Annotated in this window: 24 protein-coding genes; 14 read left to right on the top strand and 10 right to left on the bottom strand. The window is 41.9% G+C overall.

From position 1 onward, the window contains the following. Positions 1–15: 15 nt before the first annotated feature. The 9 genes from nuoI (at position 16) to FTV27_RS09495 (ending at position 8,436) form a co-directional block, all read left to right on the top strand. Positions 16–558: an NADH-quinone oxidoreductase subunit NuoI gene (gene nuoI, locus FTV27_RS09535; RefSeq protein ID WP_078191099.1), complete on the top strand. Its 543-nt coding sequence runs from the start codon at positions 16–18 to the stop codon at positions 556–558. After that, a complete protein-coding gene (nuoJ, locus tag FTV27_RS09530; RefSeq protein ID WP_171262661.1) occupies positions 558–1,076 on the top strand; it encodes an NADH-quinone oxidoreductase subunit J in 519 nt (172 codons plus the stop codon). The genes nuoI and nuoJ overlap by 1 nt, the downstream gene beginning before the upstream one ends. After that, entirely contained in the window at positions 1,076–1,384 is a 309-nt protein-coding gene (gene nuoK / locus FTV27_RS09525; RefSeq protein ID WP_067665227.1) for an NADH-quinone oxidoreductase subunit NuoK, read from the top strand. The genes nuoJ and nuoK overlap by 1 nt, the downstream gene beginning before the upstream one ends. Then, entirely contained in the window at positions 1,381–3,270 is a 1,890-nt protein-coding gene (nuoL, locus tag FTV27_RS09520) for an NADH-quinone oxidoreductase subunit L (protein WP_078191097.1), read from the top strand. Before nuoK ends, nuoL begins: the two co-directional genes overlap by 4 nt. 1 nt (position 3,271) lies before the next feature. Further along, positions 3,272–4,885 (top strand): NADH-quinone oxidoreductase subunit M, encoded by a 1,614-nt coding sequence (nuoM, locus tag FTV27_RS09515; protein WP_078192291.1) that lies wholly within the window; start codon positions 3,272–3,274, stop codon positions 4,883–4,885. A 3-nt stretch (positions 4,886–4,888) separates the two neighbouring features. Then, a complete protein-coding gene (nuoN, locus tag FTV27_RS09510; RefSeq protein WP_180078215.1) occupies positions 4,889–6,433 on the top strand; it encodes an NADH-quinone oxidoreductase subunit NuoN in 1,545 nt (514 codons plus the stop codon). A 126-nt stretch (positions 6,434–6,559) separates the two neighbouring features. Beyond that, on the top strand, positions 6,560–7,195 hold the full coding sequence (gene upp, locus FTV27_RS09505; RefSeq protein WP_078192289.1) for a uracil phosphoribosyltransferase: 636 nt from the start codon (positions 6,560–6,562) through the stop codon (positions 7,193–7,195). A gap of 86 nt (positions 7,196–7,281) precedes the next feature. Next, positions 7,282–7,575, top strand: a complete 294-nt coding sequence (locus FTV27_RS09500) for a cold shock domain-containing protein (protein WP_078192288.1) — start codon at positions 7,282–7,284, stop codon at positions 7,573–7,575. Between the two features lie 108 nt (positions 7,576–7,683). Continuing rightward, entirely contained in the window at positions 7,684–8,436 is a 753-nt protein-coding gene (locus FTV27_RS09495; protein ID WP_180078213.1) for a cold shock domain-containing protein, read from the top strand. Between the two features lie 27 nt (positions 8,437–8,463). On the opposite strand, the gene gigC is transcribed toward FTV27_RS09495, so the two are convergent. Continuing rightward, a complete protein-coding gene (gene gigC, locus FTV27_RS09490) occupies positions 8,464–9,348 on the bottom strand; it encodes a LysR family transcriptional regulator GigC (protein WP_180021333.1) in 885 nt (294 codons plus the stop codon). An 85-nt stretch (positions 9,349–9,433) separates the two neighbouring features. On the opposite strand from gigC, the gene FTV27_RS09485 reads away from it, so the two are divergent. Continuing rightward, on the top strand, positions 9,434–10,195 hold the full coding sequence (locus FTV27_RS09485; protein WP_180078211.1) for a ferredoxin--NADP reductase: 762 nt from the start codon (positions 9,434–9,436) through the stop codon (positions 10,193–10,195). A gap of 430 nt (positions 10,196–10,625) precedes the next feature. Here the strand turns inward: FTV27_RS09485 and FTV27_RS09480 are convergent, their stop codons facing one another. The 5 genes from FTV27_RS09480 to FTV27_RS09460 form a co-directional block, all read right to left on the bottom strand. Further along, positions 10,626–11,369, bottom strand: coding sequence for an amino acid ABC transporter ATP-binding protein (locus FTV27_RS09480; protein WP_078191089.1), 744 nt, complete (start codon positions 11,367–11,369; stop codon positions 10,626–10,628). After that, positions 11,366–12,049 (bottom strand): ABC transporter permease subunit, encoded by a 684-nt coding sequence (locus tag FTV27_RS09475; RefSeq protein WP_078191088.1) that lies wholly within the window; start codon positions 12,047–12,049, stop codon positions 11,366–11,368. The genes FTV27_RS09480 and FTV27_RS09475 overlap by 4 nt, the downstream gene beginning before the upstream one ends. Continuing rightward, positions 12,049–12,792 carry an amino acid ABC transporter permease gene (locus FTV27_RS09470; RefSeq protein WP_180007506.1) on the bottom strand — a complete coding sequence of 248 codons (744 nt, stop codon included), beginning with the start codon at positions 12,790–12,792 and terminating at the stop codon, positions 12,049–12,051. The genes FTV27_RS09475 and FTV27_RS09470 overlap by 1 nt, the downstream gene beginning before the upstream one ends. Before the next feature lie 70 nt (positions 12,793–12,862). Then, the gene (locus FTV27_RS09465) at positions 12,863–13,810 is read right to left on the bottom strand and encodes a transporter substrate-binding domain-containing protein (RefSeq protein ID WP_111884898.1); all 948 of its coding nucleotides are present in this window, start codon (positions 13,808–13,810) and stop codon (positions 12,863–12,865) included. A gap of 337 nt (positions 13,811–14,147) precedes the next feature. Further along, complete coding sequence (locus FTV27_RS09460; RefSeq protein WP_078191199.1) at positions 14,148–14,570, bottom strand: hypothetical protein; 423 nt, start codon at positions 14,568–14,570, stop codon at positions 14,148–14,150. A gap of 348 nt (positions 14,571–14,918) precedes the next feature. On the opposite strand from FTV27_RS09460, the gene FTV27_RS09455 reads away from it, so the two are divergent. From FTV27_RS09455 to FTV27_RS09440, 4 genes are all read left to right on the top strand, one after another. Continuing rightward, positions 14,919–15,197: a hypothetical protein gene (locus FTV27_RS09455; protein ID WP_078192282.1), complete on the top strand. Its 279-nt coding sequence runs from the start codon at positions 14,919–14,921 to the stop codon at positions 15,195–15,197. Positions 15,198–15,480: 283 nt separating this feature from the next. Beyond that, positions 15,481–17,259: a mechanosensitive ion channel gene (locus tag FTV27_RS09450; protein ID WP_180078209.1), complete on the top strand. Its 1,779-nt coding sequence runs from the start codon at positions 15,481–15,483 to the stop codon at positions 17,257–17,259. 68 nt (positions 17,260–17,327) lie between these two features. Further along, on the top strand, positions 17,328–17,510 hold the full coding sequence (locus FTV27_RS09445) for a hypothetical protein (protein WP_111884901.1): 183 nt from the start codon (positions 17,328–17,330) through the stop codon (positions 17,508–17,510). A gap of 124 nt (positions 17,511–17,634) precedes the next feature. Then, positions 17,635–17,796 (top strand): hypothetical protein, encoded by a 162-nt coding sequence (locus FTV27_RS09440; protein WP_180078207.1) that lies wholly within the window; start codon positions 17,635–17,637, stop codon positions 17,794–17,796. Between the two features lie 90 nt (positions 17,797–17,886). Here FTV27_RS09440 and FTV27_RS09435 read toward each other — a convergent pair whose 3' ends face one another. From FTV27_RS09435 to FTV27_RS09420, 4 genes are all read right to left on the bottom strand, one after another. Then, positions 17,887–19,086: an NAD(P)/FAD-dependent oxidoreductase gene (locus FTV27_RS09435; RefSeq protein WP_180078205.1), complete on the bottom strand. Its 1,200-nt coding sequence runs from the start codon at positions 19,084–19,086 to the stop codon at positions 17,887–17,889. A gap of 33 nt (positions 19,087–19,119) precedes the next feature. Next, the gene (locus FTV27_RS09430; RefSeq protein ID WP_180078203.1) at positions 19,120–20,010 is read right to left on the bottom strand and encodes a 1-aminocyclopropane-1-carboxylate deaminase/D-cysteine desulfhydrase; all 891 of its coding nucleotides are present in this window, start codon (positions 20,008–20,010) and stop codon (positions 19,120–19,122) included. A gap of 130 nt (positions 20,011–20,140) precedes the next feature. Continuing rightward, positions 20,141–21,259 carry an HlyD family secretion protein gene (locus FTV27_RS09425; RefSeq protein WP_180078201.1) on the bottom strand — a complete coding sequence of 373 codons (1,119 nt, stop codon included), beginning with the start codon at positions 21,257–21,259 and terminating at the stop codon, positions 20,141–20,143. 62 nt (positions 21,260–21,321) lie between these two features. Further along, a complete protein-coding gene (locus FTV27_RS09420; protein ID WP_078192276.1) occupies positions 21,322–22,971 on the bottom strand; it encodes an MFS transporter in 1,650 nt (549 codons plus the stop codon). Position 22,972 lies beyond the last annotated feature (1 nt).

Below are 22,972 nucleotides of genomic sequence, written 5' to 3'. Positions count from 1 at the left end.
AGCAGGGAGAATAAAATGTTTAAATTTCTAGCTGGATTTGGGTCAATTGTACGTTCGTTGTGGATGGTATTCTCACACGCGACACGTAAACGTGACACCATTTTATATCCAGAGGTTAAAGCGGAAGACATCGTACCACCACGTTTCCGTGGTCGTATCGTGTTAACGCGTGACCCTGATGGTGAAGAGCGCTGCGTTGCATGTAACCTTTGTGCGGTTGCATGTCCAGTCGGCTGTATTTCACTACAAAAAGCTGAAAAAGAAGATGGTCGTTGGTATCCGGAGTTTTTCCGTATCAACTTCTCACGTTGTATTTTCTGCGGTATGTGTGAAGAAGCATGTCCTACGACTGCGATTCAAATGACACCTGACTTTGAGTTAGGTGAGTATGTTCGTCAGGACTTAGTATATGAGAAAGAAAACCTTCTTATCTCAGGTCCTGGTAAATACCCAGACTATAACTTCTACCGCGTAACAGGTATGGCTGTTGCTGGTAAAGATAAAGGTCAGGCTCAACGCGAAAGCACACCAGTTGATGTACGGAGTCTATTACCATGATGTGGCCATTTTATTTGATGGCGCTTGTGGCCATCGTCTCTACCGTTCGTGTTGTAACTAACACGAACCCAGTACACGCTTTATTAAGCTTGATTATCTCTTTACTTGCAGTTGCAGGTATCTTCATGATCGTGGGTGCGCCGTTTGCCGGTGCCCTCGAAATTATCGTTTACGCTGGCGCAATCATGGTGCTATTCGTATTCGTCGTGATGATGCTGAATCTTGGTCAAAATACAGTTGAACAAGAAAGCAAATGGCTGACTTCTTCAGCGTGGGCATATCCTGCGTTGATGAGCTTCCTAATGGGTCTAATCCTTGTTTGGATGTTGAAGTCAGACTACACAACTGCTGGCACTGTCATGGGTGCTCAAGTTGTCGGTCCGAAAGAAGTGGGTACTTCACTCTTTACTCAGTACTTATTGCTGGTTGAAGTTGCTGCGATGTTATTGCTTGGCGCACTTGTCGCTGCATTCCATCTTGGCAAACGTGAGCCAGGTGCAGAAGAGGACAAAGAATAATGGGCAACATCCCTTTAGAACATGGTTTGATCGTTGCAACCATTCTTTTTGCACTGGGTTTTTACGGTGTGATGGTTCGACGCAACCTACTATTTATTTTAATGAGCCTTGAAATCATGATGAACGCTGCTGCTTTAGCGTTCGTTTTGGCAGGAAGCGCATGGGCACAGCCAGATGGTCAAGTGATGTTTATCTTGATCTTAACGCTTGCTGCAGCAGAGGCTTGTATCGGTCTTGCGATCGTCCTTCAGTTCTATCATCGCTTCCATCATCTGGATGTGGATGCTGCTAGTGAGATGCGCGGATGAGTTATTTATATTTAACAGTACTTTTCCCGCTAATTGGTTTTATCCTGTTGGCGGCAGGTCGTAAAAATCTTCCTGAATCAGTTGCTGCAATTATTGGTGCAGGTTCAGTTGGTCTTTCAGCTTTATTTGCATTAATTGCCGGTATCGACTTTGTTAATAATGGTTCAGTTGCAACAACTCAGCATCTTTGGACTTGGTTCAGTGCAGGTAACTTAGCACCGGGCTTCACGCTTCATTTAGATGGCTTATCATTATTGATGATGGGCATGATCACAGGTGTGGGTTTCTTAATTCACATCTTTGCAACATGGTACATGCGTGGCGAAGAAGACTTTGCACGTTTCTTCTCATACTTCAACCTATTCGTAGCAAGCATGCTGCTTTTAGTGTTGGGTGACAACTTAGCGTTGTTATTCCTCGGTTGGGAAGGTGTAGGTCTATGTTCATACCTATTGATTGGTTACTACTACCAAACACCTGCAAACGGTTTTGCTGCAATTAAAGCATTCACTGTGACACGTGTGGGTGACGTATTCTTACTGATTGCATTGTTCTTGATCTACCAACAATTCGGCACTTTAAACATTGCAGAAGTTGTGGCTGCTGCGCCAACAGTTTTGGCTCAGAGTTCTTCGATTGCAATTTGGACTGCATTGATGTTGTTCTTGGGTGCTGCAGGTAAATCTGCTCAGATCCCATTACAAACATGGTTGGCAGATGCGATGGCTGGTCCTACACCAGTATCTGCATTGATCCACGCAGCAACAATGGTAACAGCGGGTGTTTACCTATGTAGCCGTATGTTCAGCGTGTTTGAACAAGCGCCAGAAGTGATGATGTTCATCTCAATCACGGGTGCAGTGACATTGTTGGTAGCAGGCTTTGCTGCATTGGTACAAACAGACATCAAACGTATTCTTGCTTACTCAACTATGAGTCAGTTGGGTTATATGTTTATGGCTGTAGGTGCTGAAGCTTACCAAGCTGGTCTATTCCACATGCTGACTCACGCATTCTTCAAGGCATTATTATTCTTGTCTTCTGGTGCAGTGATTTTGGCTTACCATCATGAACAAAACATCTTCAAGATGGGTGGTCTATTCCACAAAAACAAATTCTTGTTTGCTTGTTTCGCGATTGGTGGCGGTGCATTGGCTGCGATTCCATTCATCACGATCGGCTTCTTCTCGAAAGATGCGATTCTTGGTGCGGTATGGGTGAAAGGTCAAGCGATTGCAGTTTATGACTGCTTGTACTGGACTGGTGTAGCAGGTGCGTTCTTAACTTCAATTTATACATTCCGTCTTATTTGGGTTGTATTCTTTGGTAAAGAAAACACGCCTTACCACGAAATCAAAGGTGTTACTTACTGGGGTCCATTGGCGATTCTTGCAGTGCTTTCAACTGGTTTAGCTTATGTATTAAAAGCACCAGTAACGAATATTTTAAATGCTGCACAAATCCCAGCGTTTAATATTCCAGAAGCACTAGAACACGGTATGCATAGCGCTGAATATACAGCAGTTGGTATTGCACTTGCAGGTCTTGCAGTTGGTGTGGTGTTATTTGCCTTTGCTTATGGTGCAGTGAAATCGTTCGCGAAAACTTCACTGGGCGCGGGTCTTGCAAATATCTGTCGTAATGCACTTGGTTTCGATGCTTTGTACAACATTGTTTTCGTTAAGCCTTATTTGCTACTGGCTAAAATCTTTGGTCGTGATCCAATTGACGGCTTATGGCTTGTATTGCCTGCACTTGTTAAAGGCGGTAATAGCTTTACAAGTTCACGTCAAACAGGTTCATTGCGTGAATACGCATCTAGTATGGCATTCGGTACGTTTGCATTACTATTGATCCTGGTCGTGATTCAGGTCGTGGGGAAATAAAATGGAAACTCCAAACAATTTAATTCTACCCGCTCTGATCCTTATTCCGTTCATTGCAGGTTTTGTATGCTGGCTTGTCGATAAACTCGACAAGCACTTACCACGCTATATTGCCTTAATTGGTATGCTATTAACGTTGGTGTTAACCGTCGTTTTATGGCAAAGCGGTACTTATAACTATGAGTTGGGTACACAAGCTCCACAGTGGGCTGCTCAATTTAACCTACCATGGATTACCACTTTAGGGATTAACATTCACCTTGCGGTGGATGGTCTTTCACTGCTTATGGTAGGTTTAACTGCATTACTGGGTGTACTTGCGGTCGGCTGTTCATGGGGTGAGATTCAAAAGAACGTTGGTTTCTTCCACTTAAACCTACTGTGGTCTTTAGGTGGTGTGATCGGTGTATTCTTAGCGATTGACATGTTCCTATTCTTCTTCTTCTGGGAGATGATGCTGGTACCAATCTACTTCTTGATCGCACTTTGGGGTCATAAAGGGGCAGAAGGTAAGTCACGCGTTTACGCTGCAACTAAATTCTTTATCTATACTCAGGTTGCAGGTCTGATCATGTTGATCGGTATCTTGGGTCTAGTGGTTGTTGGCTTCCAACTTCACGGTCAAATCAGCTTTAACTATGACTTCTTGATGAGTGTTGCACACACTGTTGAGGCGAAAGCTCCAGCACTTGCGTATGCATTCATGATCTGTATGTTCATTGGTTTTGCGGTAAAACTTCCAGTTTTCCCATTACACGGTTGGTTACCAGATGCACATGCGCAAGCACCTACAGCGGGTTCTGTCGACCTTGCAGGTATCTTGATTAAAACTGCGGCTTATGGTCTTTTACGTTTCGTAATTCCATTCTTCCCAGTAGCATCTGCTCAGTTTGCTGACATCGCGATCATTCTTGGTCTAATCGGTATTTTCTACGGTGCATGGTGTGCATTCCAACAAACAGACATGAAACGTCTGCTTGCGTACACATCTATTTCGCACATGGGCTTCGTACTTCTTGCTTTGTATGCAGGTAACATCCTGACATTCCAAGGCTTGATGATTATGATGCTGGCTCACGGTCTATCTTCTGCTGCATTGTTCATTATGTGTGGTCAGGTTTACGAACGTCTGCATACACGTGACATGCGTTTGATGGGCGGTATTCGTGGTCAGTTCCAATACCTTTCATTCTTCTTAATGTTCTTTGTTGCGGCACTTGTAGGTATTCCGGGTCTAGGTAACTTCATCGGTGAATTCCTGATCTTGATGGGTTCTTATGACAAGTTCCCTGTGTATACAATCCTTGCTGCAGTAAGCTTAGTATTTGCCGGTCTTTACGGTTTAATCCTGATCCACAAAGCATTGTTTGGTACACCAAACGAAGAACAAAAACAGCATTACGCAAATCCGTTGAAAGACTTAAATGCGCGTGAAGTTGTGATTCTTTTAATCTGTGCTCTTGGTCTAGTATGGCTTGGTCTATTCCCACAAAGCTTCCTTGATATTTCAAATTCAAGCATGGCGTGGATTGCAAATAGCTATATCCCAGTTCAAGAAGTCGTTGATGTTGTGCAGCAGATTGCTGTACAACCTGAAAATGTGGAGATGCAATAAGCCATGGACTTCACAATGTCATTTTCTGAGCTTATGCCATTAGCTCCTGTGATGATCGTGGCTTTAACTGCGATCGTCGTGATGTTGCTAATTGCAATCAAGCGTAACCACAATTTAGTTGCAACGACTTCCGTTATCGGTCTGAACCTTGCAGCCTTTTATATTATTTTTGTTTTCGTTGCAGGGCAGTATGCACCTGCAAACGTAATGAATTTGTTCATCGTAGATCCATTTACGATGTTGTACCAATTCGTGATTTTGATTGCAGCACTTGCTTGCTGTACATTGTCACATGTGTATATCGAAACCTATAAAGATAACCGTGAAGAACTTTATATCTTGATGCTGTGCTCTGTAACAGGTGCATTGTTAATGGTTGCAAGTTCTCACTATGCGTCATTCTTTATCAGCCTTGAGTTAATGTCGATTCCTGTATACGGCCTATTGGCTTATACACACCAACGTTCACAGTCGCTTGAAGCGGGTGTGAAATACTTGGTGCTTTCAGCAACCGCTTCTGCGATGTTGTTGATGGGTATGGCTTATGTATATGCGTATACAGGTACAATGGCATTCGTTGCTGAACCAGGCAAAATGTTCACAACATTCAGCCAACCGGGTGTAGTCCTTGGTCTTGCACTGATTGTATTTGCTGTTGCATTTAAATTGTCTCTTGCGCCATTCCACAAATGGACACCAGACGTGTATGCAGGTGCGCCAGCGCCAATCGCGACATTCTTAGCGACTGTGGCTAAAGTGGCAATGATCGGTCTATTCGTTCGTTATTTCTTGGCTTCTGGCTTAATCCTTTCTGACAGCTTCATCACGATCGTGACCATCATTGCAGTATTGTCTATCCTTGCGGGTAACTTACTAGCAGTACGTCAAGTGAACTTGAAACGTATCCTTGCATACTCTTCAATCGCTCACTTTGGTTACTTACTTGTTGCGATTGTCAGTGCACGTAATACTGACTTTGTTCAAGTACAAGGCTTTGCAACATTCAGCAGCGTCAACGTTTATGTGATTACTTATGTATTAACAACGATTGGTGCGTTCGGTGTTGTGACACTGATGTCTAGCCCTTACAACAACAAAGACGAAGCAGGTAGTCTTGCTGAGTACCGTGGTTTGTTCTGGCGTCGTCCAGTGTTGACTGCAACACTCACTGTCATGATGTTATCTCTTGCAGGTATCCCATTAACAGCGGGCTTTATTGGTAAGTTCCTTGTGATCAAAACAGCAGTTGCTGGTGGTTCATGGTTCTTAGCTGCAATGGTGATCCTTGGTTCAGGTATCGGTTTGTACTACTACCTACGTGTGATGGTTGTGATGTACATGACTCCACCGGAAAACCCACGTATCGACGCTGTCGATCATTGGGGTCAAAAAGTGGGTGGTATTATGGTGCTTGGTGCAGCTGCTCTTGTGTTGTTGATCGGTGTATATCCAGATCCAATCATTGCAGTTTCTCAAGTGGCATACTTTGCGATCTCACCTGAATTACAACAGTTCATTTTTAGCTTAATTCAAAGTGGTTTTAACTAATGAATTAAGCAATTAATTTGCTTATTACAAAAAAGCCTCCTGTAAAGGGGGCTTTTTTATTTTTATCATTTGTTAAATAGCTTTATAATGGTTGAAATTTTATCTTAACCTTTTAGGTGTTCTCCCGTGGCTATCCATGAAATCCGTCATCCGCTTATTCGACATAAACTCGGCTTACTTCGTCGTGCAGATATTAGTACTAAAAACTTCCGTGAGCTTGCTCAAGAAGTGACTATGCTTCTGACTTATGAAGCAACGAAAGATTTACCAATGGTCGATCATGAAATTGATGGTTGGAATGGTAAAGTAACTGTAGATCGTATTGCCGGTAAAAAAATAACAGTTGTACCGATTTTACGTGCAGGTATTGGTATGTTGGATGGTTTCTTAAACCTGATTCCAAGTGCGAAAGTATCTGTATTGGGTTTAGAGCGTGATGAAGAAACTTTAGAAGCGCGTACTTACTACAAAAAATTAGTACCAGACGTACAAAACCGTTTAGCGATGATTATTGACCCAATGCTTGCAACAGGTTCATCGCTCGTTGCTGCTATTGACGTTCTAAAAGCCAGTGGTTGTAAAGATATTCGTGTCATGGTGCTTGTTGCCGCTCCAGAAGGCATTAAACGTGTAAATGAAGCTCACCCAGATGTGATCATTTACACAGCATCTGTAGACCAAGGTTTAAATGAAAACGGTTATATCGTTCCTGGTCTTGGCGATGCAGGCGATAAAATTTTCGGTTCAGTTCAAAAAGACTAATTTTTGCATCATGAACAGAAAAGGGGCTTTTATAGCCTCTTTTTTTATATACTAAAGACATTGGAATAAATGGAATAGGGTACTTTATGAAGTCCGAACAATATAAAGGTAAAGTGAAGCAGTACAATCCTGAAAAGGGCTTTGGCTTTCTTTCATGTGAAGAAGGTGATGTATTTTTCCATATCTCTGACTTTCCCGCAGATGGTGTCGAGCCAAAACGTAATGATCGTGTGAAATTTAATGTGGTGAAAAATGGTGATCGTTATAAAGCCATAAACATTGAGCGTGAAGAAGACAAATCTGCAAAAGCTAAAAAATCTAAAGTCGTGGCAAATAACCAGTCAATTACTTCAGCTTTGCTTTCGAATTTGCGTAAATAATGTGATTTTGAGATTTCCATGAAATCTTTGAAATTGAAAAAGAGGTCTATCGGGTCTCTTTTTTTATTATCATAAGAGTATTAAAAGAAAAGATGAGAGACAATTTTTATGTTTAAAGAGGGGAAAATCAAAAGCTATAACGTTGAGCGCGGCTTTGGATTTATACAACAAGATCAAGCAAAGGACTTATTTTTTCATATTCGTGATTTTCCTAGCCGACACATCGAACCACGTGTTGGAGAAAATCTCAAATACAGGATTGAAGCAGATCAAGGTAAATTTAAAGCGGTAAATATCATCCGTTTAGATTTGAAAAAAGAGCAGTCCACTCATGAACAGATAAATCCGTCATTTGAATCAATGACAGATCGAGTGAATGAGCAAGTTATACCTCACGATGTAGGTAAAGGCACAGTTTGGGGCAGTAAAATCTTCAGCATGATTGGACTCATTGTAATTCTAGTATTAGCTGTGGCTGTTTATGGGAAATATCAGCAGTACCAAGAACAGAAGCAGCTACATTTACAACAGCTCATGCAAGAAAATGAAAACATCGTAAAAGAACAACGAAAAGCACAGGGGGATTTACCCGATCGGGTGCTGTCGGAGCAAGGTGAAAAAAATCTATACGGCACAGCTTCAACGCAAGCTCAATCTGTTGTTCAAGACACTGCGCAGGCACCTTCTTCAAGTGATACGCCAAGGGCAGTAGAGAAAGCACAGTTTAGTTGTGATGGGCGTACGCATTGTAGTCAGATGAAATCTTATGAAGAAGCGGTGTATTTTCTACAACATTGTCCAGGCACGAAAATGGACGGAAACAACGACGGAATACCTTGCGAACGACAATTTAATAAATAAAAAAAGCGCCATTAGGCGCTTTTTAGTTTAAACAGATTTTTCACAAAATTGCATAAAGGCTTTGAGACCCGGTCCTTGGTATTTCTGACGATGTACCAACATAAATAATGGACGGGCAAGTTGCCAGAACGGCGTATCTAAAACCACCAATTGACCTTTTTCACGTAAAGGCTCAATCGCAAGTTTAGAAATACATGACATACCAAGACCACCTGCCACGATTTTTAAAATGGCTTCGTTATGACCCAAGGTTAAACGTATATTGGCATCTGGCAGGTCTTTTAAAATTGCGTTGTCAAATACTTCACGTGTGCCTGAACCTTCTTCACGTAAGATCCATTCCACGTTATCAAAGTCAGCTGCAGTGATTGCACGATCCAACTTCGCTAAAGGATGCTCTGGTGAACAGCATACTGCAAGTTCATCGTCACGCCAGTGAATACATTGCAACTGTGGCAGATGGCATGAACCTTCAATTAAGGCCAAATCCAACTGAAATTGGTTTACCGCTTCAATCATTTGGCGGGTATTGCCGACTTGAAGTTGTAAATGTGCTTGAGGCTGAATCTGTAGGAAATCTGCCATGAGGTCTGGCATCAGGTAGTCGCTGATGGTTAGGGTCGCACCTAAACGCAGATCAATACTTTGTAGTTCGCCTTTGGCTGCTTGTTCAAAAGCTTCACAGCGCCCTAAAATTTCCAAAGCTTGTGGCAATAAAAAACGACCCAAGTCATTCAATTGCAAGCGTTTACCAAGTCGGTCAAACAGTGGAGCACCGAGACCATCTTCGAGGTCTGCCAATGCCATACTTGCTGCACTTTGAGTAAGTTTGACAGCATCACTGGCTTTGGTAACGGTACCTTCTTGAGCGACTGCTACAAAAACAGCCAACTGGCGTAAAGTCATGCGCATGAATCAGGCCTTAACATTTAAAAAATATTAATAAATTATGCTGTCATGCTAACATGAGCACAGTCTGTCACGCCACGTTCAAATCATGTCAATTGAAAAATTTAGCTTAGAAAAGGTTTTATCTGTACACCGTTGGACCAATACTTTGTTCAGTTTTACCATGACACGCCCTGCGCATTTTAAATTTACCGCTGGTCAGTTCGCACGAATTGGCTTGAAAGTGGGCGATGAATTGGTGGTTCGTGCCTATTCTGTGGTGTCGTCACCCTTTGATGAAACTTTAGAATTTTTCTCTATCGTCGTTCCAGATGGTGCGTTTACCTCGAATTTACAGCATCTACAAGTGGGTGATGAGCTGTATTTAGAAAAAGTCCCTTATGGCTTCCTTACCTTGGCACGTTATCAGTTGCCATTGCCAAAGGACTTATGGCTGTTGGGAACAGGAACAGGTCTTGCACCATTTTTATCAATGCTACAAGACTTTGAAACGTGGTCTAAATACGAAAAAATTAATCTAGTCTACAGTGTGCGTACCGTATCAGAATTGGCTTATGTCGAGCGTATTCAAGAAATCTCCGAGACCTTTGGTGAAGGGCATACGGGTTTTAAATTTATACCTATTGTGACACGTGATCCAAATGCACCGCTGCATGATCGTTTACCAGTTTTAATTGAAAATGGCGAGCTAGAACAGGCGGCGGGCTTAGCATTTAATGTGGAAACGACGCATGTCATGCTGTGTGGTAATCCACAAATGGTTGATGACACCAAGGCGGCCTTAAAAGCGCGTGGTTTGACCATGAACCGTCGTGGTGAAGGCAATATTGCTGTAGAAAATTATTGGTAATCTGCCATGAAAAAAAGCTCATCGATGGATGAGCTTTTTTATTTTCGGAAATTAAATAACTGATGTTATGCATGCAAAAGTAATTTTGCATTTTTAAAATGATTGTTAAGCCAATTCGATGGAGTCTTACATCAAGGGAATGAATAAAGTGATTAGCCTTCGGCTGGAGGTACTCTTACGAAGCACGCTTCTCATTAGGCAAAATGAGAAGCGAAGCTTCGCAAGGAAACCATCTTGCGGAGCAGTGCTCCTCACCGCAAAACTCGTTCACTAGCGTCTAATTATCTAAAGTATCGCAAAAATATTTTTGATTAGAAGAAGTTCTATCTCAAACACTTGCGGATGACGTTACCGCGTATCGTACTTTTATTTGAATCAAATTACGCTTCTGATGTTACTGCGTAACATCAGTTAAATAAACGTTTTGATTTTAATGCAGAATTTTATTTAAGAACTGCTGCGCTCGTTCACCACGAGGGGCATTAAAGAAATCATCTTTACTGCAGTCTTCCACAATTTTTCCTTGATCCATAAAGATCACACGGTCCGCAACCTGACGTGCGAAGCCCATCTCATGGGTTACACACATCATGGTCATACCTTCTTTGGCAAGACCCACCATCACATCAAGCACTTCGTTAATCATCTCTGGATCAAGTGCCGAAGTCGGTTCATCAAACAGCATGGCAATCGGGTCCATACTGAGCGCACGTGCAATCGCAACACGTTGTTGTTGTCCACCTGATAACTGTGCAGGGAATTTAGCGGCATGCGCACTTAAACCCACACGGTCTAAATAAGCCAAACCTTTTTTCTTGGCTTCGGCTTCTGATCGACCCAAGACTTTAACCTGCGCAATGGTCAGGTTTTCGGTAATGGATAAATGTGGAAACAATTCAAAGTGCTGGAACACCATACCGACACGACTACGCAATTTATTTAAATCGGTTTTTGGGTCATTAATGGAAATACCGTCGACTAAAATCGTACCGGCCTGAAAAGGCTCAAGTCCATTAACGGTTTTAATGAGCGTTGATTTACCTGAACCCGAAGGTCCACACACCACAACCACTTCACCTTGTTTAATTTGAGTCGTGCAATCGGTAAGCACTTGAAAATCTTTATACCATTTACTGACATTTTGGAGGTCAATCATCGTTTTTTGATCGGTCATACACTTAACCTCCGTTGTAATTTTTTAACTGCATAGGTAGCGATCATACTAATAGTGAAATACACCAAACCAGCAAACAGAATGTATTGAGTTAACAATGACATAAGGTCACCTCGAACATAGTTGGTGCGGAAAAAGTCTAACAGTCCGATGGCATAAACCATGGTTGAATCTTGGAACAGAATGATGGTTTGCTGTAAAAGCAGTGGCGTCATTTTGCGAAAAGATTGCGGCAAAATAATTAAGCGCATCGCTTGGCTATAGCTCATACCGAGAGCATAAGCTGCAGAAGTTTGACCTTTAGGAATTGATTGAATCCCGGCACGGACAATCTCTGAAAAGTAAGCCGCTTCAAATAGCATGAAGGCCACGATACTCGACACAAGGGCAGTATCAATCGTTAGATAGTTACCGGTGATTCCTGTGTAGATAAAGGGTACTGCAAAGTAGAACCACATCAGCACCAAGAGCAAAGGAATAGAACGGAAGAGGTTCACATAGCCTTTAGCAAAAATATTAAAAGCCTTAATCGAGGACAGGCGCATCAACGCCAATAAAGTCCCAATAAAGACACCACCAATGGTTGCCGTGATCACCACTTTGAGTGTGATACTGAAACCATGCCATAGCGCAGGGCCAGACGCTTGGAGGTCTTGAATAAAAGAACTGAGCCATTCCATTATTTATCTCCTGCAATTAAGCCAGGAACGCGTAGGCGTTTTTCCAGAAAATTCATGAAACCAATTAAACAGATATTGATCACGATGAAAATAATGGTGACGTAGGTATAAATTTCGATGGTGTTTTGCGTGTATTCACTGATGGTTTTCATCTGCGAAATGATTTCTGCAACACCGACCAAAGACGCGACTGAGGTGTTTTTGACACAGTTGGTCAACTCAGAGCTGAGAGGTGGCAAAATCGTGCGGAATGACTGCGGTAAGATCACATAGCGGTATAGTTGAGCCGTACTAAATCCCATGGCATAACCTGCATTGGTTTGCCCCAAAGGAAGCGCTTCAATACCTGTCCTGACTTGCTCACAGACTCGTGCAGCTGTAAAAAGACCCAAGCCGACACTTGCAGAAATTAAGGCGGTCGTATTTGCCCCAAGGTCATTCATCCACCAGCTTTTAATCGCATCGGGGAGGAAGTTGGGTACAACATAGAACCATATAAACAGTTGAATCAATAAGGGTACATTTCGGAAAATAGTCACGTAGGCCGTACCAATACCTCGTGCTACAGGACTCGGTAGGGTACGCATAATACCCAAGATGCTGCCAAGCACCATCGCAATGCTCCATGCCACCAAAGCGATGACAAACAGCCAGCCGATCCCAATTAAAATCCAATTCAGGTAGGTTGAATCACCTACACCTGTAGATTGGAACAGCACACCCCAATTCCAGCTATAATTCATAGGAACTCCCTATAATGAGCTTAAGCCAAAATCCGTTTGGCTTAAGCATCTTTAGAATGTTTAGGGAAAGTTATTCGTCACGGTCATGTGGATTACTAATCAATGCTTTTAATTGATCAGACATCGGGAAATTTAAATTGATATTTTTTGGTGGAATTGGCGTTTGGAACCATTTTTTATACATGTCATTGATTTCACCAGAGCTATAAGTTGCTTTGATTGCATCATCAACCACTTGTTTAAAGCCAGTATCGCCTTTACGCATCATACAACCATAGATTTCATGAATCGGTGCTGTACCCACGATTTCCCATTTATTTGGATCTTTGGCTTTTGATTTTTCACCCGCCAGCAAAATATCATCCATCATAAATGCCGCTGCACGACCATTTTGTAGCATGAGGAAAGACTCAGCATGGTCTTTGGCAGAAATAACTTCACCAATACCTAATTCTTTTTCATGTTGACGAATATAACGCTCAGATGTCGTTCCTGCCGTGGTGACTAACTTTTTGCCTTTTAGGTCAGCAAAATCTTTAATCCCAGAGTCTTTTGCTGTAAGTAAGCGTGAACCGACCTCAAAGAAACCTGTTGAGAAATCTACTTGTTGTTGGCGTTCTTTATTGTTTGTGGTTGAACCACACTCTAAGTCGACGGTGCCATTAGAAACCAATGGAATACGGTTTTGGCTAGTCACTAAGTTATAACGGACTTTTAATTCGGGAAGATTTAATTGCTTTTTAACTGCCTCAACTACTTTTAATTGAAGATCGTGTGCATAACCTACAGGTTGGTTTGGATTATCTGCGATATATGAAAATGGAATCGATGAATCGCGATAGCCTAATACAATCGTGCCGGATTTTTTGATCTTATCTAAAGTCCCTGAGTCAGAAACAGCAGCTTCACTTCCTGCAGCTTTATCCGTTGTAGGTGCTTTATTGTCACTACATGCGCTAAGCCCTAAAGTGAGCGCACTTGCACAGAACAAAGTTGCTAAATGTTTTTTTGACGTCATCGTTAAAACTCCTTTTACCCTGATTTAATATCCACTTTTTATGATCTTGTTTCTCGTTAGATTTTATTGCTTTGTTTTTAAGAATGTTTCAACAATAAAAAAGAGATCATTTTCTACATCTTAGGTGATAAATCGAGCAAGGCTCAAGCAAAATTTATTGCCGAATTGTTACTAAGAAATGGGATAAGTTATGAACATTTTTTATAAGAAGGTTTGCTATAAGTCATTAAATATAAAATAATTTAATTTTATTGTGAAATAAATAATTAAAATAAAAGGGCATAAAAAAACCTCCAAATGGAGGTTTTCGGGATTAAACTTTAGTTTAATCTCCGTATTAATGCACAAACATATCCATAAATTCACGAATTTCTTGAATCGCTGTGTCTACGTCGGAAGTCAACCAAGTCGGTTCAAAAAAGCCAGCATAATGCTCCAGTCGATCTTGGGGAACAACTAAGCGAATCGGACATTCTTCTTCGAGCAAGCGCCAAGGAATAATAGGCACTTCATTATCTAAAAAAGCCGCAATATTTCGAATATCAATCACCATCGCATTGATGCATTCAGGGAAAGGCATCACTGAAAACTCTTCAGTACGTCGGCGAAAATATTCCAAATCACCCCATTTCAATACATAACTTGGCTTACTAAATTCAATAATGCCAATAAGATGTTGATCGCGAGTGTAATGAAGGGAACATTGATGAGTGACGTCAGTGTCAAGATCAAGCGTTACACCTTGTTGATGGTACGCCATAGATTTGATAACAGGTGAAAAATAAGGTGCATGATTATAGCTCATTTCATCCATCAAAAGCAGAGAATTCCATCTAGCTCAAAAAAGCAGTTATTTTCGAAAAACTTATCACTCTGAAAATGAATACGATTGAAATGTAGTATTCAGTTCATTGTCCGATATTTATACCTTAGCGATTGATTTTAAATCTAAAATTAAGGGAATTATCTAAACAGAAAAACGGATATAAATTGAATTGATCTTTCAAGTTACACGTTTTCACTGATTGTAATTGTTCTTCACACAATACAGGATATTGTATTGCTAGTATAAAAATTCAACTATGAACAACAAAATAGCGAGGGGAATATGACACACGATTTTAATAAACCACCCCATACCACCAGTACGGAAGAAACAACACAAAAAAAACGTATCCCTGTGTACATACTGATCTTAGTGGGTATCTTTTTAATCGCATTATTATTTTATATGTTTGCAGATATGAAACCTTCTGCTTCGGATGCACCGCCTGATCATCCTGCACCCAATGCACAAACTGCAACAGCCAATGATACGACTAGCGGTACACCCGGGGATGAAGCTGTTGCTAATGATTCAAATACTGCAACTGCGACAGATCGTTGATAATAAATCATGATAAATACATGAGTCAGTGTTACATGAGCGCAAGATCTGAACCTTAATTTTCTCATCAGACTGACATAAATAAAGCCTTGGTTGTCCCAAGGCTTTTTTACATTCAATTGTGAGCTTTTGTTGGAGTTATGCATACTTTGGTTGATTAAAAAATACGCAAAAACTAAGGTGGAAAAGAAAGCTTAAGTTCAAAGCATTAATGCTGTGTGATACGCGGCATACGTAAAAATGCACATAACAACAGATCATGTATAACAATGAGGGCGAACGTATGAATGATTATCTGGGTGGTCCGCGTGGCCGTTTTGATGCCATGTATTATTGGGAACAGTTTCACCCCATTTTAAGTGCAGTAGCAATTCTCCTGATAGGTTGGGTCATTGCTTTATTGGTTGCTGCTGGCGTCAAAAAAGTTCTGCAAAAATTAGGTACAAATCAAAAACTTTCAAATGCAACTGGGCACCGTTCCAATGTTGAAAATATAGTCTCCAGAGTTGTGTTCTGGATTATTTTGATCATTGCCGTCATTGGTGCACTCAATGTACTGAATTTGACTAGTGTCAGTGGCCCATTCAGTAACATGATTCAGCAGTTCTTGTTATTTATTCCACAGCTCTTGGCTGCAGTAGCTGTAGGTTTTATTGGCTGGATCGTGGCGAGTTTGGTCAAAGTCGGTTCAAAGAAACTGCTTGATAAAACCCAACTCGATGAAAAACTTAGTTCTGAGGTTGGCGTTAGTCCAATCAGTCAAAATATCAGTGAAATTGTATATTGGCTGATTTTGTTACTTTTCCTACCGATTGTTTTATCGATATTGGGTTTGAACGGTCTCTTGTTCCCAATCCAAAATATGGTCACTGAAGTTGTTTCTTATCTTCCAAATATCTTTATTGCCGGTGTCATCGTCTTTGTGGGGTACATCTTGGCGAAGATTGTGCGAGGCATTGTGGAAGGCTTGGTAAACAGTTTGAGTTTGCAGCAGCAAGTCGAAAAAGTGGGCATGTTCAAAAATGCAAAACTTGCTCAAGTTTTGGGTAATTTTGTCTTTGCTATAGTTATTATCACGGCTTTAATTGTGGCTTTCGAAGCACTTGGTATCGAGGCGATTTCTCAGCCTGCAACAGCCATGTTACATGAGATCATGTATGCGATACCGAACATCATTGCCGCAGGTTTAATCTTAATCTTGGCCTATGTGGTGTCACGCTTTGTAGCGCGTCTAGTTGTGGATGTGATCTCGGGTACAGGTGTTGATACTGTGCCAGAAAAATTAGACATTCAACGCTTTTTGGGCAAAACCAAAGTGTCGGATGTGGTCGGTTGCCTCATTGTATTTTTCACCATGTTGTTTGCGGTATCTGAAGCTGCTAACCGTTTAGGCTTTGAGCAAATCAGTGCCCTTATTGCTATGTTTATCCAGTTCGGTGCAAGTATTTTACTTGGTGCTGTAATCTTGGTGGTGGGTTTCTGGCTTGCCAATATTGTGGCAAATGTGGTGCAACGAGGGGAATATAACAGTTCACGTTGGTTAGGTAATTTGGTCCGTGTGCTGATTATGGGCTTGGTTGTAGCCATGGGCTTGCGTGCCATGGGTATTGCCGACTCGATCGTGAATTTGGCCTTTGGTTTAACCCTCGGTGCGGTTGCAGTTGCTTTCGCTTTGGCCTTTGGTTTAGGTGGTCGCAATCCGGCGGAACGATTGTTATCAGATCTAATCGATAAAGCGAAACGCGAAGCCAATGAACCGAATCCAGTACAGGAGCAGGCAAAGGCGAAAACCACCTTTAATACACCTACATCGTCTGTAGCGAGTCCAACGCCATCAACATCTGTGATGACTTCTGAAGTGAAAACCGATGATGGCTATCCAAACATTCAACAGGCTGCTCCCGGTGTCAGTGAAAAAGAAACGGCCACGCCAGATCAGTTGGATGTAAACCCAAGTGATCAACCACAAAATAATCCATTTGGTTCAACTGGTGAGGCTGAAAAAGAGGTCGATGCACCTTCGGCACCTGTAGCTCCGCCAAAACCGAATGACCCTAATTAACCTGTTCTGTCTTTACAAAATCGGCCACGCTTAGGTGGTCGATTTTAATGCTCTATAAGGAATATTGTATGGCAAAAGCACCGAATAAATTTTTAGCCCCAGTGATTATTGCAGGGATCACGGTGGGTTTTTTGGCGAGCGCACGACGCTTTATTTTTGCAAAACCAAAACGCACTGATTTGGAGCAGACAGAACAATCACCGCTAAACAGTGAAAAAAATTATACCAATCAGTCCAAAAATAATGGTTGAAATTTACCCGAAAATTGGTATTTTAAGTAATAGTGATATATGGAATATTACTTAAAATATAAAAACTTAGGATTCATATTGCTGTCATGAATGACACTTATGATCTGTGCAAAGGAATGGCAAAATGGGGGTAATTTCAATGCTCAATACTTTAGTATCGACACTCAAACAAACCGCAAGCGTGCAACCACAACATATTTCAGTTGCCGTTGAAAAAATGGATTTGACGATTCAACGAACTTCGAGGTCGTCGGTATCATTATTTAAAACCGACTATCTTGAATAAGTCCGATTGGGCAAGAAAAGGGCTGAATGAATCAGCCCTTTTTATACAGAGTTCATCTGCACGTTATGTTTATTTAATTCTAAGTCGAGATCAGACGTATTCAGAAGCTGCATGCGCAGAAGCCCATGCCCATTGGAAATTGTATCCACCTAAATGACCTGTTACATCAAGTACTTCGCCAATAAAGTACAAACCTTTCTGTTTTTTACTTTCCATGGTTTTTGATGAGACTTCAGTGGTATCCACACCACCCAGTGTAACTTCAGCAGTACGGTAACCTTCAGTGCCTGATGGCTTCACTTCAAAGCTTTCCAGACGGCTTGCAATGAGTTCTAGTTTTTCATCACTGATATTGCCAATGGCTAATTCAGCTTGTTCAGGCCAAATCAGATTTTGTAATTCCACAACCACGCTTTTCGGTAAGTGTTCATTGAACAGTGTGCGCAGTAACACTTTTGGTTGACTAGATTTCTTAGATTTGAGGAAATTTAAAACATCTAAAGTTGGCAGGAAATTGATGTTAAAGCGTTGACCGACATCCCAGTAGTTTGAAAGCTGCAATGAGCTTGGGCCACTTAAACCGCGGTGAGTAAAGAGTAAAGCCTCGGTAAAACTATTTAACTCATTCGATAACGTGGCTTCAACAGCATTGCCGCTCAAGCGTGTGGTGACTTCTTTAAAACTATCTGAGAAAGTGAAGGGTACTAAGCCTGCGCGAGTGGGGTAGACGGAATGTCCGAATTGTTTGGCAATTTCATAGCCAATTCCTGAACCACCTAAAGTAGGAATAGACAGACCACCAGTGGCAATAACCACGGATTCTGCTTCAAAAAAGCCTAGATTGGTTGCCACTTGAAAGCCTTGTTCAGGCAAGGCATTGACTGCTTTTACTTCACAGTTGGTTTTAATATCCACCAAACCAGTTTTGTCACATTCTGCCAATAGCATGGCGAGAATTTCTTTTGCACCATTTTGGGTAAATAATTGCCCATGTTTGCGCTCTTCGTACTCAATGCCATATTCGCAGACCATACCAATAAAGTCCCAGTTGGTATAGCGAGTTAATGCTGAAATAACAAAGTGTGGATTATGTGAAATATAATTTTCTGGTTCGACATACAAATTGGTGAAATTGCATTTACCGCCGCCAGACATTAGGATTTTTTTGCCAACTTTATTAGCTTTTTCAACCACCAAAACTTTGCGTCCACGCTGTGCCGCTTTATATGCCGTCATTAAGCCTGATGCACCAGCACCTAAAACAAGGACATCATATTGATTTTGCGACATGGTAAGTTTCCGCGTGGAAGAAAGGACGCAGGATTATACGCTTTTTAGCGTTTCGGTTGCACCTTTCAAGCGACCTTGTAGGCCACCAGTATGGATCACTAAAACACGCTGATGGTCTGTAATCTGACCACGCTCAATCATGCTGAAAATACCTCGCAGCATTTTAGCCGTATAAACCTGTTCTAATGGGATCGCATAGCGATGTTCAAAGTCATGCATAAACTGTAAAAGTTCCGGCGTTGTTTTGGCATAGCCGCCACAGCAAAATTCATCACTGATGTTCCAATTGGTTTTCTGTGTCAACTGAGCAACATCGTCGCAAAGAAAATTTCCTTTGAGCGCAGAAAAACCAAGTACATGTTGATGTTCAGCACTGGCTTCAATCAAGCCCGTTATGGTTCCACCTGTACCGACGGCACAGCAGATGAGATCAAAATTTTGTTGATTTTCATGGCTTAAGATTTCCGTACAGCCACGGATAGCCAATGCATTGGTTCCACCTTCAGGAATGACATAATGTTCGGGATATTGCTGTTGTAATTGCGCTAAAGCGTCAACTTGTTTCATTTCCCGATACTGTTGGCGTGTGACAAAACTGAGCTGCATACCAAACTGTTCGGCGGTGGCTAAAGTAGGATTTCGGGATTGATGTTGTAATTCTTCTCCACGAATGATGCCTAGACTACCGAATCCAAATAAATGTGCAGCATATGCTGTGGCTGCAATGTGATTTGAATAAGCACCACCAAAGCTAAGCACCTGTTTAAACCCTAATTTCTGCGCCTCAATAAAATTATATTTGAGTTTATAAAATTTATTGCCTGATATTTGTGGGTGTACCAAGTCCAAACGCTTAATACACAAATCAACCCCTTGATATTGAATAGTCTGCTCAGGGATGGCGTGGGCGATAGATTCAAACATGTTGGTAATCGTTATCTTGGTGGTTAGAGTTCAAATAGGTAGGCATTGTAAAACGGGAGGTGCAGAAGATAAAATCCTTTGCATCTTGGCCAGTTCAACTCTGCTTATAGCACTTCACTGTCGATATCTGCTAACTAGCAACATCAACGGAGGTGACGACAGACATACCGGGTCTTAAGTTTTCTAAACCTTGTTGATTAGGATCAATCGCAATTTTTACGGCAATGCGTTGCACGACTTTGGTGAAATTTCCTGTGGCATTGTCAGGTTTCAATACACTAAATTCAGAACCAGCCGCAGGGGAGATTTGCTCAACTTTGCCGTAAAATTTTTGATGTTTCATGCCATCGACGCTGAACCACGCTTTTTGACCAATATGCATATCTGCAATTTGCGTTTCTTTAAAGTTGGCAGTCACCCAGCGCTGCTGTGGAATTAAATACATCAGTTGAGAGCCTGCCGCAACATATTGACCAATCCGTGGGCTGACTTCGCCAAGTTGACCATCCATAGGTGCCACAATCGTGCTGTAGTCTTTAGTGGTCACTGCCTGATCAAATTGTGCTTTGGCACTATTCACTTGCGCTTTAAGCCCTGTCGCTGCAACTTGTGCAGTTTTGAATGATTCTTTGGCAACTAGTAAATTGGCTTCTGCTTGATGAAGTTGGGCCAAACTATTTTTAGCGTCTGCAATCGTTTTATCTTGTTCTGATTTCGATGCAGCGCCAGTATTGCCGAGTTGTTGGTAGCGCGTCATTTGTGCAAGAGCTAATTCATAGGCCGCACGTGATTGGTCCACTTTCGCTTCGGCTGCCGTAATATCTGCTCTGCGTTGTTCAATGGCCTGGCTTTGATTGGCAAGTGAGTTCTGTGCTTGTTCCACCCCAGATTCAGCCTGTGTGACTTTTTGATCATAGGTCGTTGCATCGATATGCATAAGCACTTGACCTTTTTTCACATGATCAAAATCCGTCACCAAAACATCTTTCACATAACCATTAATTTGTGATGAAAGCACCGTGGTTTTGCCTTTGACATAGCTATTTTCAGTCGACTCGATACTGTTATGAAATGGACCAATCCGCCACGCCCATAAGATCAGCGCAATTCCCAACAAGAGGATGATCAACATGAAAATCAGGGTATGCTGCGGCGTAGAAATAATCTTGCTCGATGGCGCAGGCATAGCGGTTGCTGTTTGTGGTTGCTGCGGTGCTGCTTGCTCAGTGGGTTTATGGTCTTCGGTCATGTTGTTCTCAATATCGATTAGGTCATTTGGCGGTTGCTTATGTTGTTTAAGTCGGGAAAATTTTAACTACTATCCGTGCGTTGCTGTTGGCGTAATTGATATTTATTTTTGCCCATCAGCAATAAACCCCAAAGCAACAATAAAACGGCGAATATGCCATTTAAAAAAATCACATCGTTATAGGCTCGAACTTGGGCTTCTCGAGTGATGGTTTGATTAAGGCTACGTATGGCTTGTTGTTGATCTAAATTAGGGTCTAAAGAATATTGATGCGCACTTTGCGCCAATTGTTGTAGGCGCTGTTCCACTATAGGTGAGGTTTGCGATAAATCATTATAAATCTGTGCCTGATAGGTTTGGGTACGCATTTGCTGATAGGTCGAAAAGAACGATGATCCGACCAATCCCCCAAAGGTTTGCGTTGCAGAAAACAGCACGATAAACGTCACCATGTGCGATGGGCCTTTTTGTAAAGCACTGACAATGCCTGTAAGCAAAAGTGGGCCAATAAACATGCCACTGGCAAAGCCCACCAAAAACTGACTCCAATAAAAATCATGCGGTCGAACATCACTGGTCAGGTGATAATCCAGTGCACAGGCAAAGAGCACGAGACCTGCTGCACCGAGCAGATGAAGCACAATTTTTTCTTTGGAAAAGGTCAGGGCACTAAACACTGTTCCTAAGACAATCCCGATCAGCACGACGGTATAAAAGGAAACAAATTGGTCGGGTCCCATGCCCATGGTTTTCAAAAAATTCACGGCTGCATAGCTTTGTTCTGACATGAGGAAGCGAATGGCAAAGGCACCGATAATAAAACTCACGGTAGACGATGTTCCGAGCCAGCGTGTGACAATCAGGGGATTGACCCGAAAATGTTCATAGGTCAGGCCGACAACTAAAAGAATCAAAGCGGCGATGAGTAAATAGGCCAACCATTCAGCCTCAAACCACCAAAGAATCGGGCCTTGAGTTAGCACGATACATAGCAAAGCAAAGCCGGGTGCTAATAATGCAAAGGTGAATAAATCTTGCTTTTCAAACACTTCGATACGTAGGCTTCGTGGCAGTTTTAGAGAGACCACCATCGCCAAACAACATAAGGCAAGTCCTAATTCAAAGGTGTAAAAAATAGACCAATCGTTGACATCGACCAGATAAGGCGACATGATCCAGGCCAGCGGAATCCCCAACTGCTGAAAGCCCAAAGCTAGATAAAGCCCACGACCAAAATGAGCACGTTTAAACGCTTGCATGATGTAATACATCCCAAGCGAACTGAGTGGAGCTGCAAGTAAGCCGCTAATCACCCGTGCAAAAATTGCCATTTCATAGGTATGGACGAATAAATGCAGCACCATCACCGCGATAAATAAAACCAAACCAATTTCTGAAAATAGCCTAAGTCCATATTGTTGACGGGCTTTAAATAAGATCAGGTTAGAGCTGACATTTGCCATAACAAATGCCGCAGGAATCCATGCCGCTTCTGAAGGCGTTAAACCATATTCACCTTGTAGAAGGGGTAAATTTGCCGTGATAAATCCATTACTTAAACTCCCCGAGATCGCAACAAATAAACCGATAAAGAAGTATAAAAATCGCTTATAGGTGGGATGTGCAATGGCAGCCGGAGAGCCGGGCAAAGTCGGTTTTTCTTCGGGTGTCCAATCCGGAGCAGGTTCCAATAAACGTGGAGATTTGGACATG

Source organism: Acinetobacter sp. YH12251 (assembly GCF_013417465.1).
Taxonomy (GTDB): domain Bacteria; phylum Pseudomonadota; class Gammaproteobacteria; order Pseudomonadales; family Moraxellaceae; genus Acinetobacter; species Acinetobacter amyesii.
The sequence above is the reverse complement of the archived record's forward strand: the minus strand, read 5'-3'. Positions and strand labels throughout refer to the sequence as shown.

Excerpts from the sequence above, each read along its gene's own strand:
- nuoI (WP_078191099.1), top strand. The coding sequence starts at position 16 with ATGTTTAAATTTCTAGCTGGATTTGGGTCAATTGTACGTTCGTTGTGG.
- nuoJ (WP_171262661.1), top strand. The coding sequence starts at position 558 with ATGTGGCCATTTTATTTGATGGCGCTTGTGGCCATCGTCTCTACCGTT.
- nuoK (WP_067665227.1), top strand. The coding sequence starts at position 1,076 with ATGGGCAACATCCCTTTAGAACATGGTTTGATCGTTGCAACCATTCTT.
- nuoL (WP_078191097.1), top strand. The coding sequence starts at position 1,381 with ATGAGTTATTTATATTTAACAGTACTTTTCCCGCTAATTGGTTTTATC.
- nuoM (WP_078192291.1), top strand. The coding sequence starts at position 3,272 with ATGGAAACTCCAAACAATTTAATTCTACCCGCTCTGATCCTTATTCCG.
- nuoN (WP_180078215.1), top strand. The coding sequence starts at position 4,889 with ATGGACTTCACAATGTCATTTTCTGAGCTTATGCCATTAGCTCCTGTG.
- FTV27_RS09500 (WP_078192288.1), top strand. The coding sequence starts at position 7,282 with ATGAAGTCCGAACAATATAAAGGTAAAGTGAAGCAGTACAATCCTGAA.
- FTV27_RS09495 (WP_180078213.1), top strand. The coding sequence starts at position 7,684 with ATGTTTAAAGAGGGGAAAATCAAAAGCTATAACGTTGAGCGCGGCTTT.
- gigC (WP_180021333.1), bottom strand. The coding sequence starts at position 9,348 with ATGCGCATGACTTTACGCCAGTTGGCTGTTTTTGTAGCAGTCGCTCAA.
- FTV27_RS09485 (WP_180078211.1), top strand. The coding sequence starts at position 9,434 with ATGTCAATTGAAAAATTTAGCTTAGAAAAGGTTTTATCTGTACACCGT.
- FTV27_RS09480 (WP_078191089.1), bottom strand. The coding sequence starts at position 11,369 with ATGACCGATCAAAAAACGATGATTGACCTCCAAAATGTCAGTAAATGG.
- FTV27_RS09475 (WP_078191088.1), bottom strand. The coding sequence starts at position 12,049 with ATGGAATGGCTCAGTTCTTTTATTCAAGACCTCCAAGCGTCTGGCCCT.
- FTV27_RS09470 (WP_180007506.1), bottom strand. The coding sequence starts at position 12,792 with ATGAATTATAGCTGGAATTGGGGTGTGCTGTTCCAATCTACAGGTGTA.
- FTV27_RS09465 (WP_111884898.1), bottom strand. The coding sequence starts at position 13,810 with ATGACGTCAAAAAAACATTTAGCAACTTTGTTCTGTGCAAGTGCGCTC.
- FTV27_RS09460 (WP_078191199.1), bottom strand. The coding sequence starts at position 14,570 with ATGGCGTACCATCAACAAGGTGTAACGCTTGATCTTGACACTGACGTC.
- FTV27_RS09455 (WP_078192282.1), top strand. The coding sequence starts at position 14,919 with ATGACACACGATTTTAATAAACCACCCCATACCACCAGTACGGAAGAA.
- FTV27_RS09450 (WP_180078209.1), top strand. The coding sequence starts at position 15,481 with ATGAATGATTATCTGGGTGGTCCGCGTGGCCGTTTTGATGCCATGTAT.
- FTV27_RS09445 (WP_111884901.1), top strand. The coding sequence starts at position 17,328 with ATGGCAAAAGCACCGAATAAATTTTTAGCCCCAGTGATTATTGCAGGG.
- FTV27_RS09440 (WP_180078207.1), top strand. The coding sequence starts at position 17,635 with ATGGGGGTAATTTCAATGCTCAATACTTTAGTATCGACACTCAAACAA.
- FTV27_RS09435 (WP_180078205.1), bottom strand. The coding sequence starts at position 19,086 with ATGTCGCAAAATCAATATGATGTCCTTGTTTTAGGTGCTGGTGCATCA.
- FTV27_RS09430 (WP_180078203.1), bottom strand. The coding sequence starts at position 20,010 with ATGTTTGAATCTATCGCCCACGCCATCCCTGAGCAGACTATTCAATAT.
- FTV27_RS09425 (WP_180078201.1), bottom strand. The coding sequence starts at position 21,259 with ATGACCGAAGACCATAAACCCACTGAGCAAGCAGCACCGCAGCAACCA.
- FTV27_RS09420 (WP_078192276.1), bottom strand. The coding sequence starts at position 22,971 with ATGTCCAAATCTCCACGTTTATTGGAACCTGCTCCGGATTGGACACCC.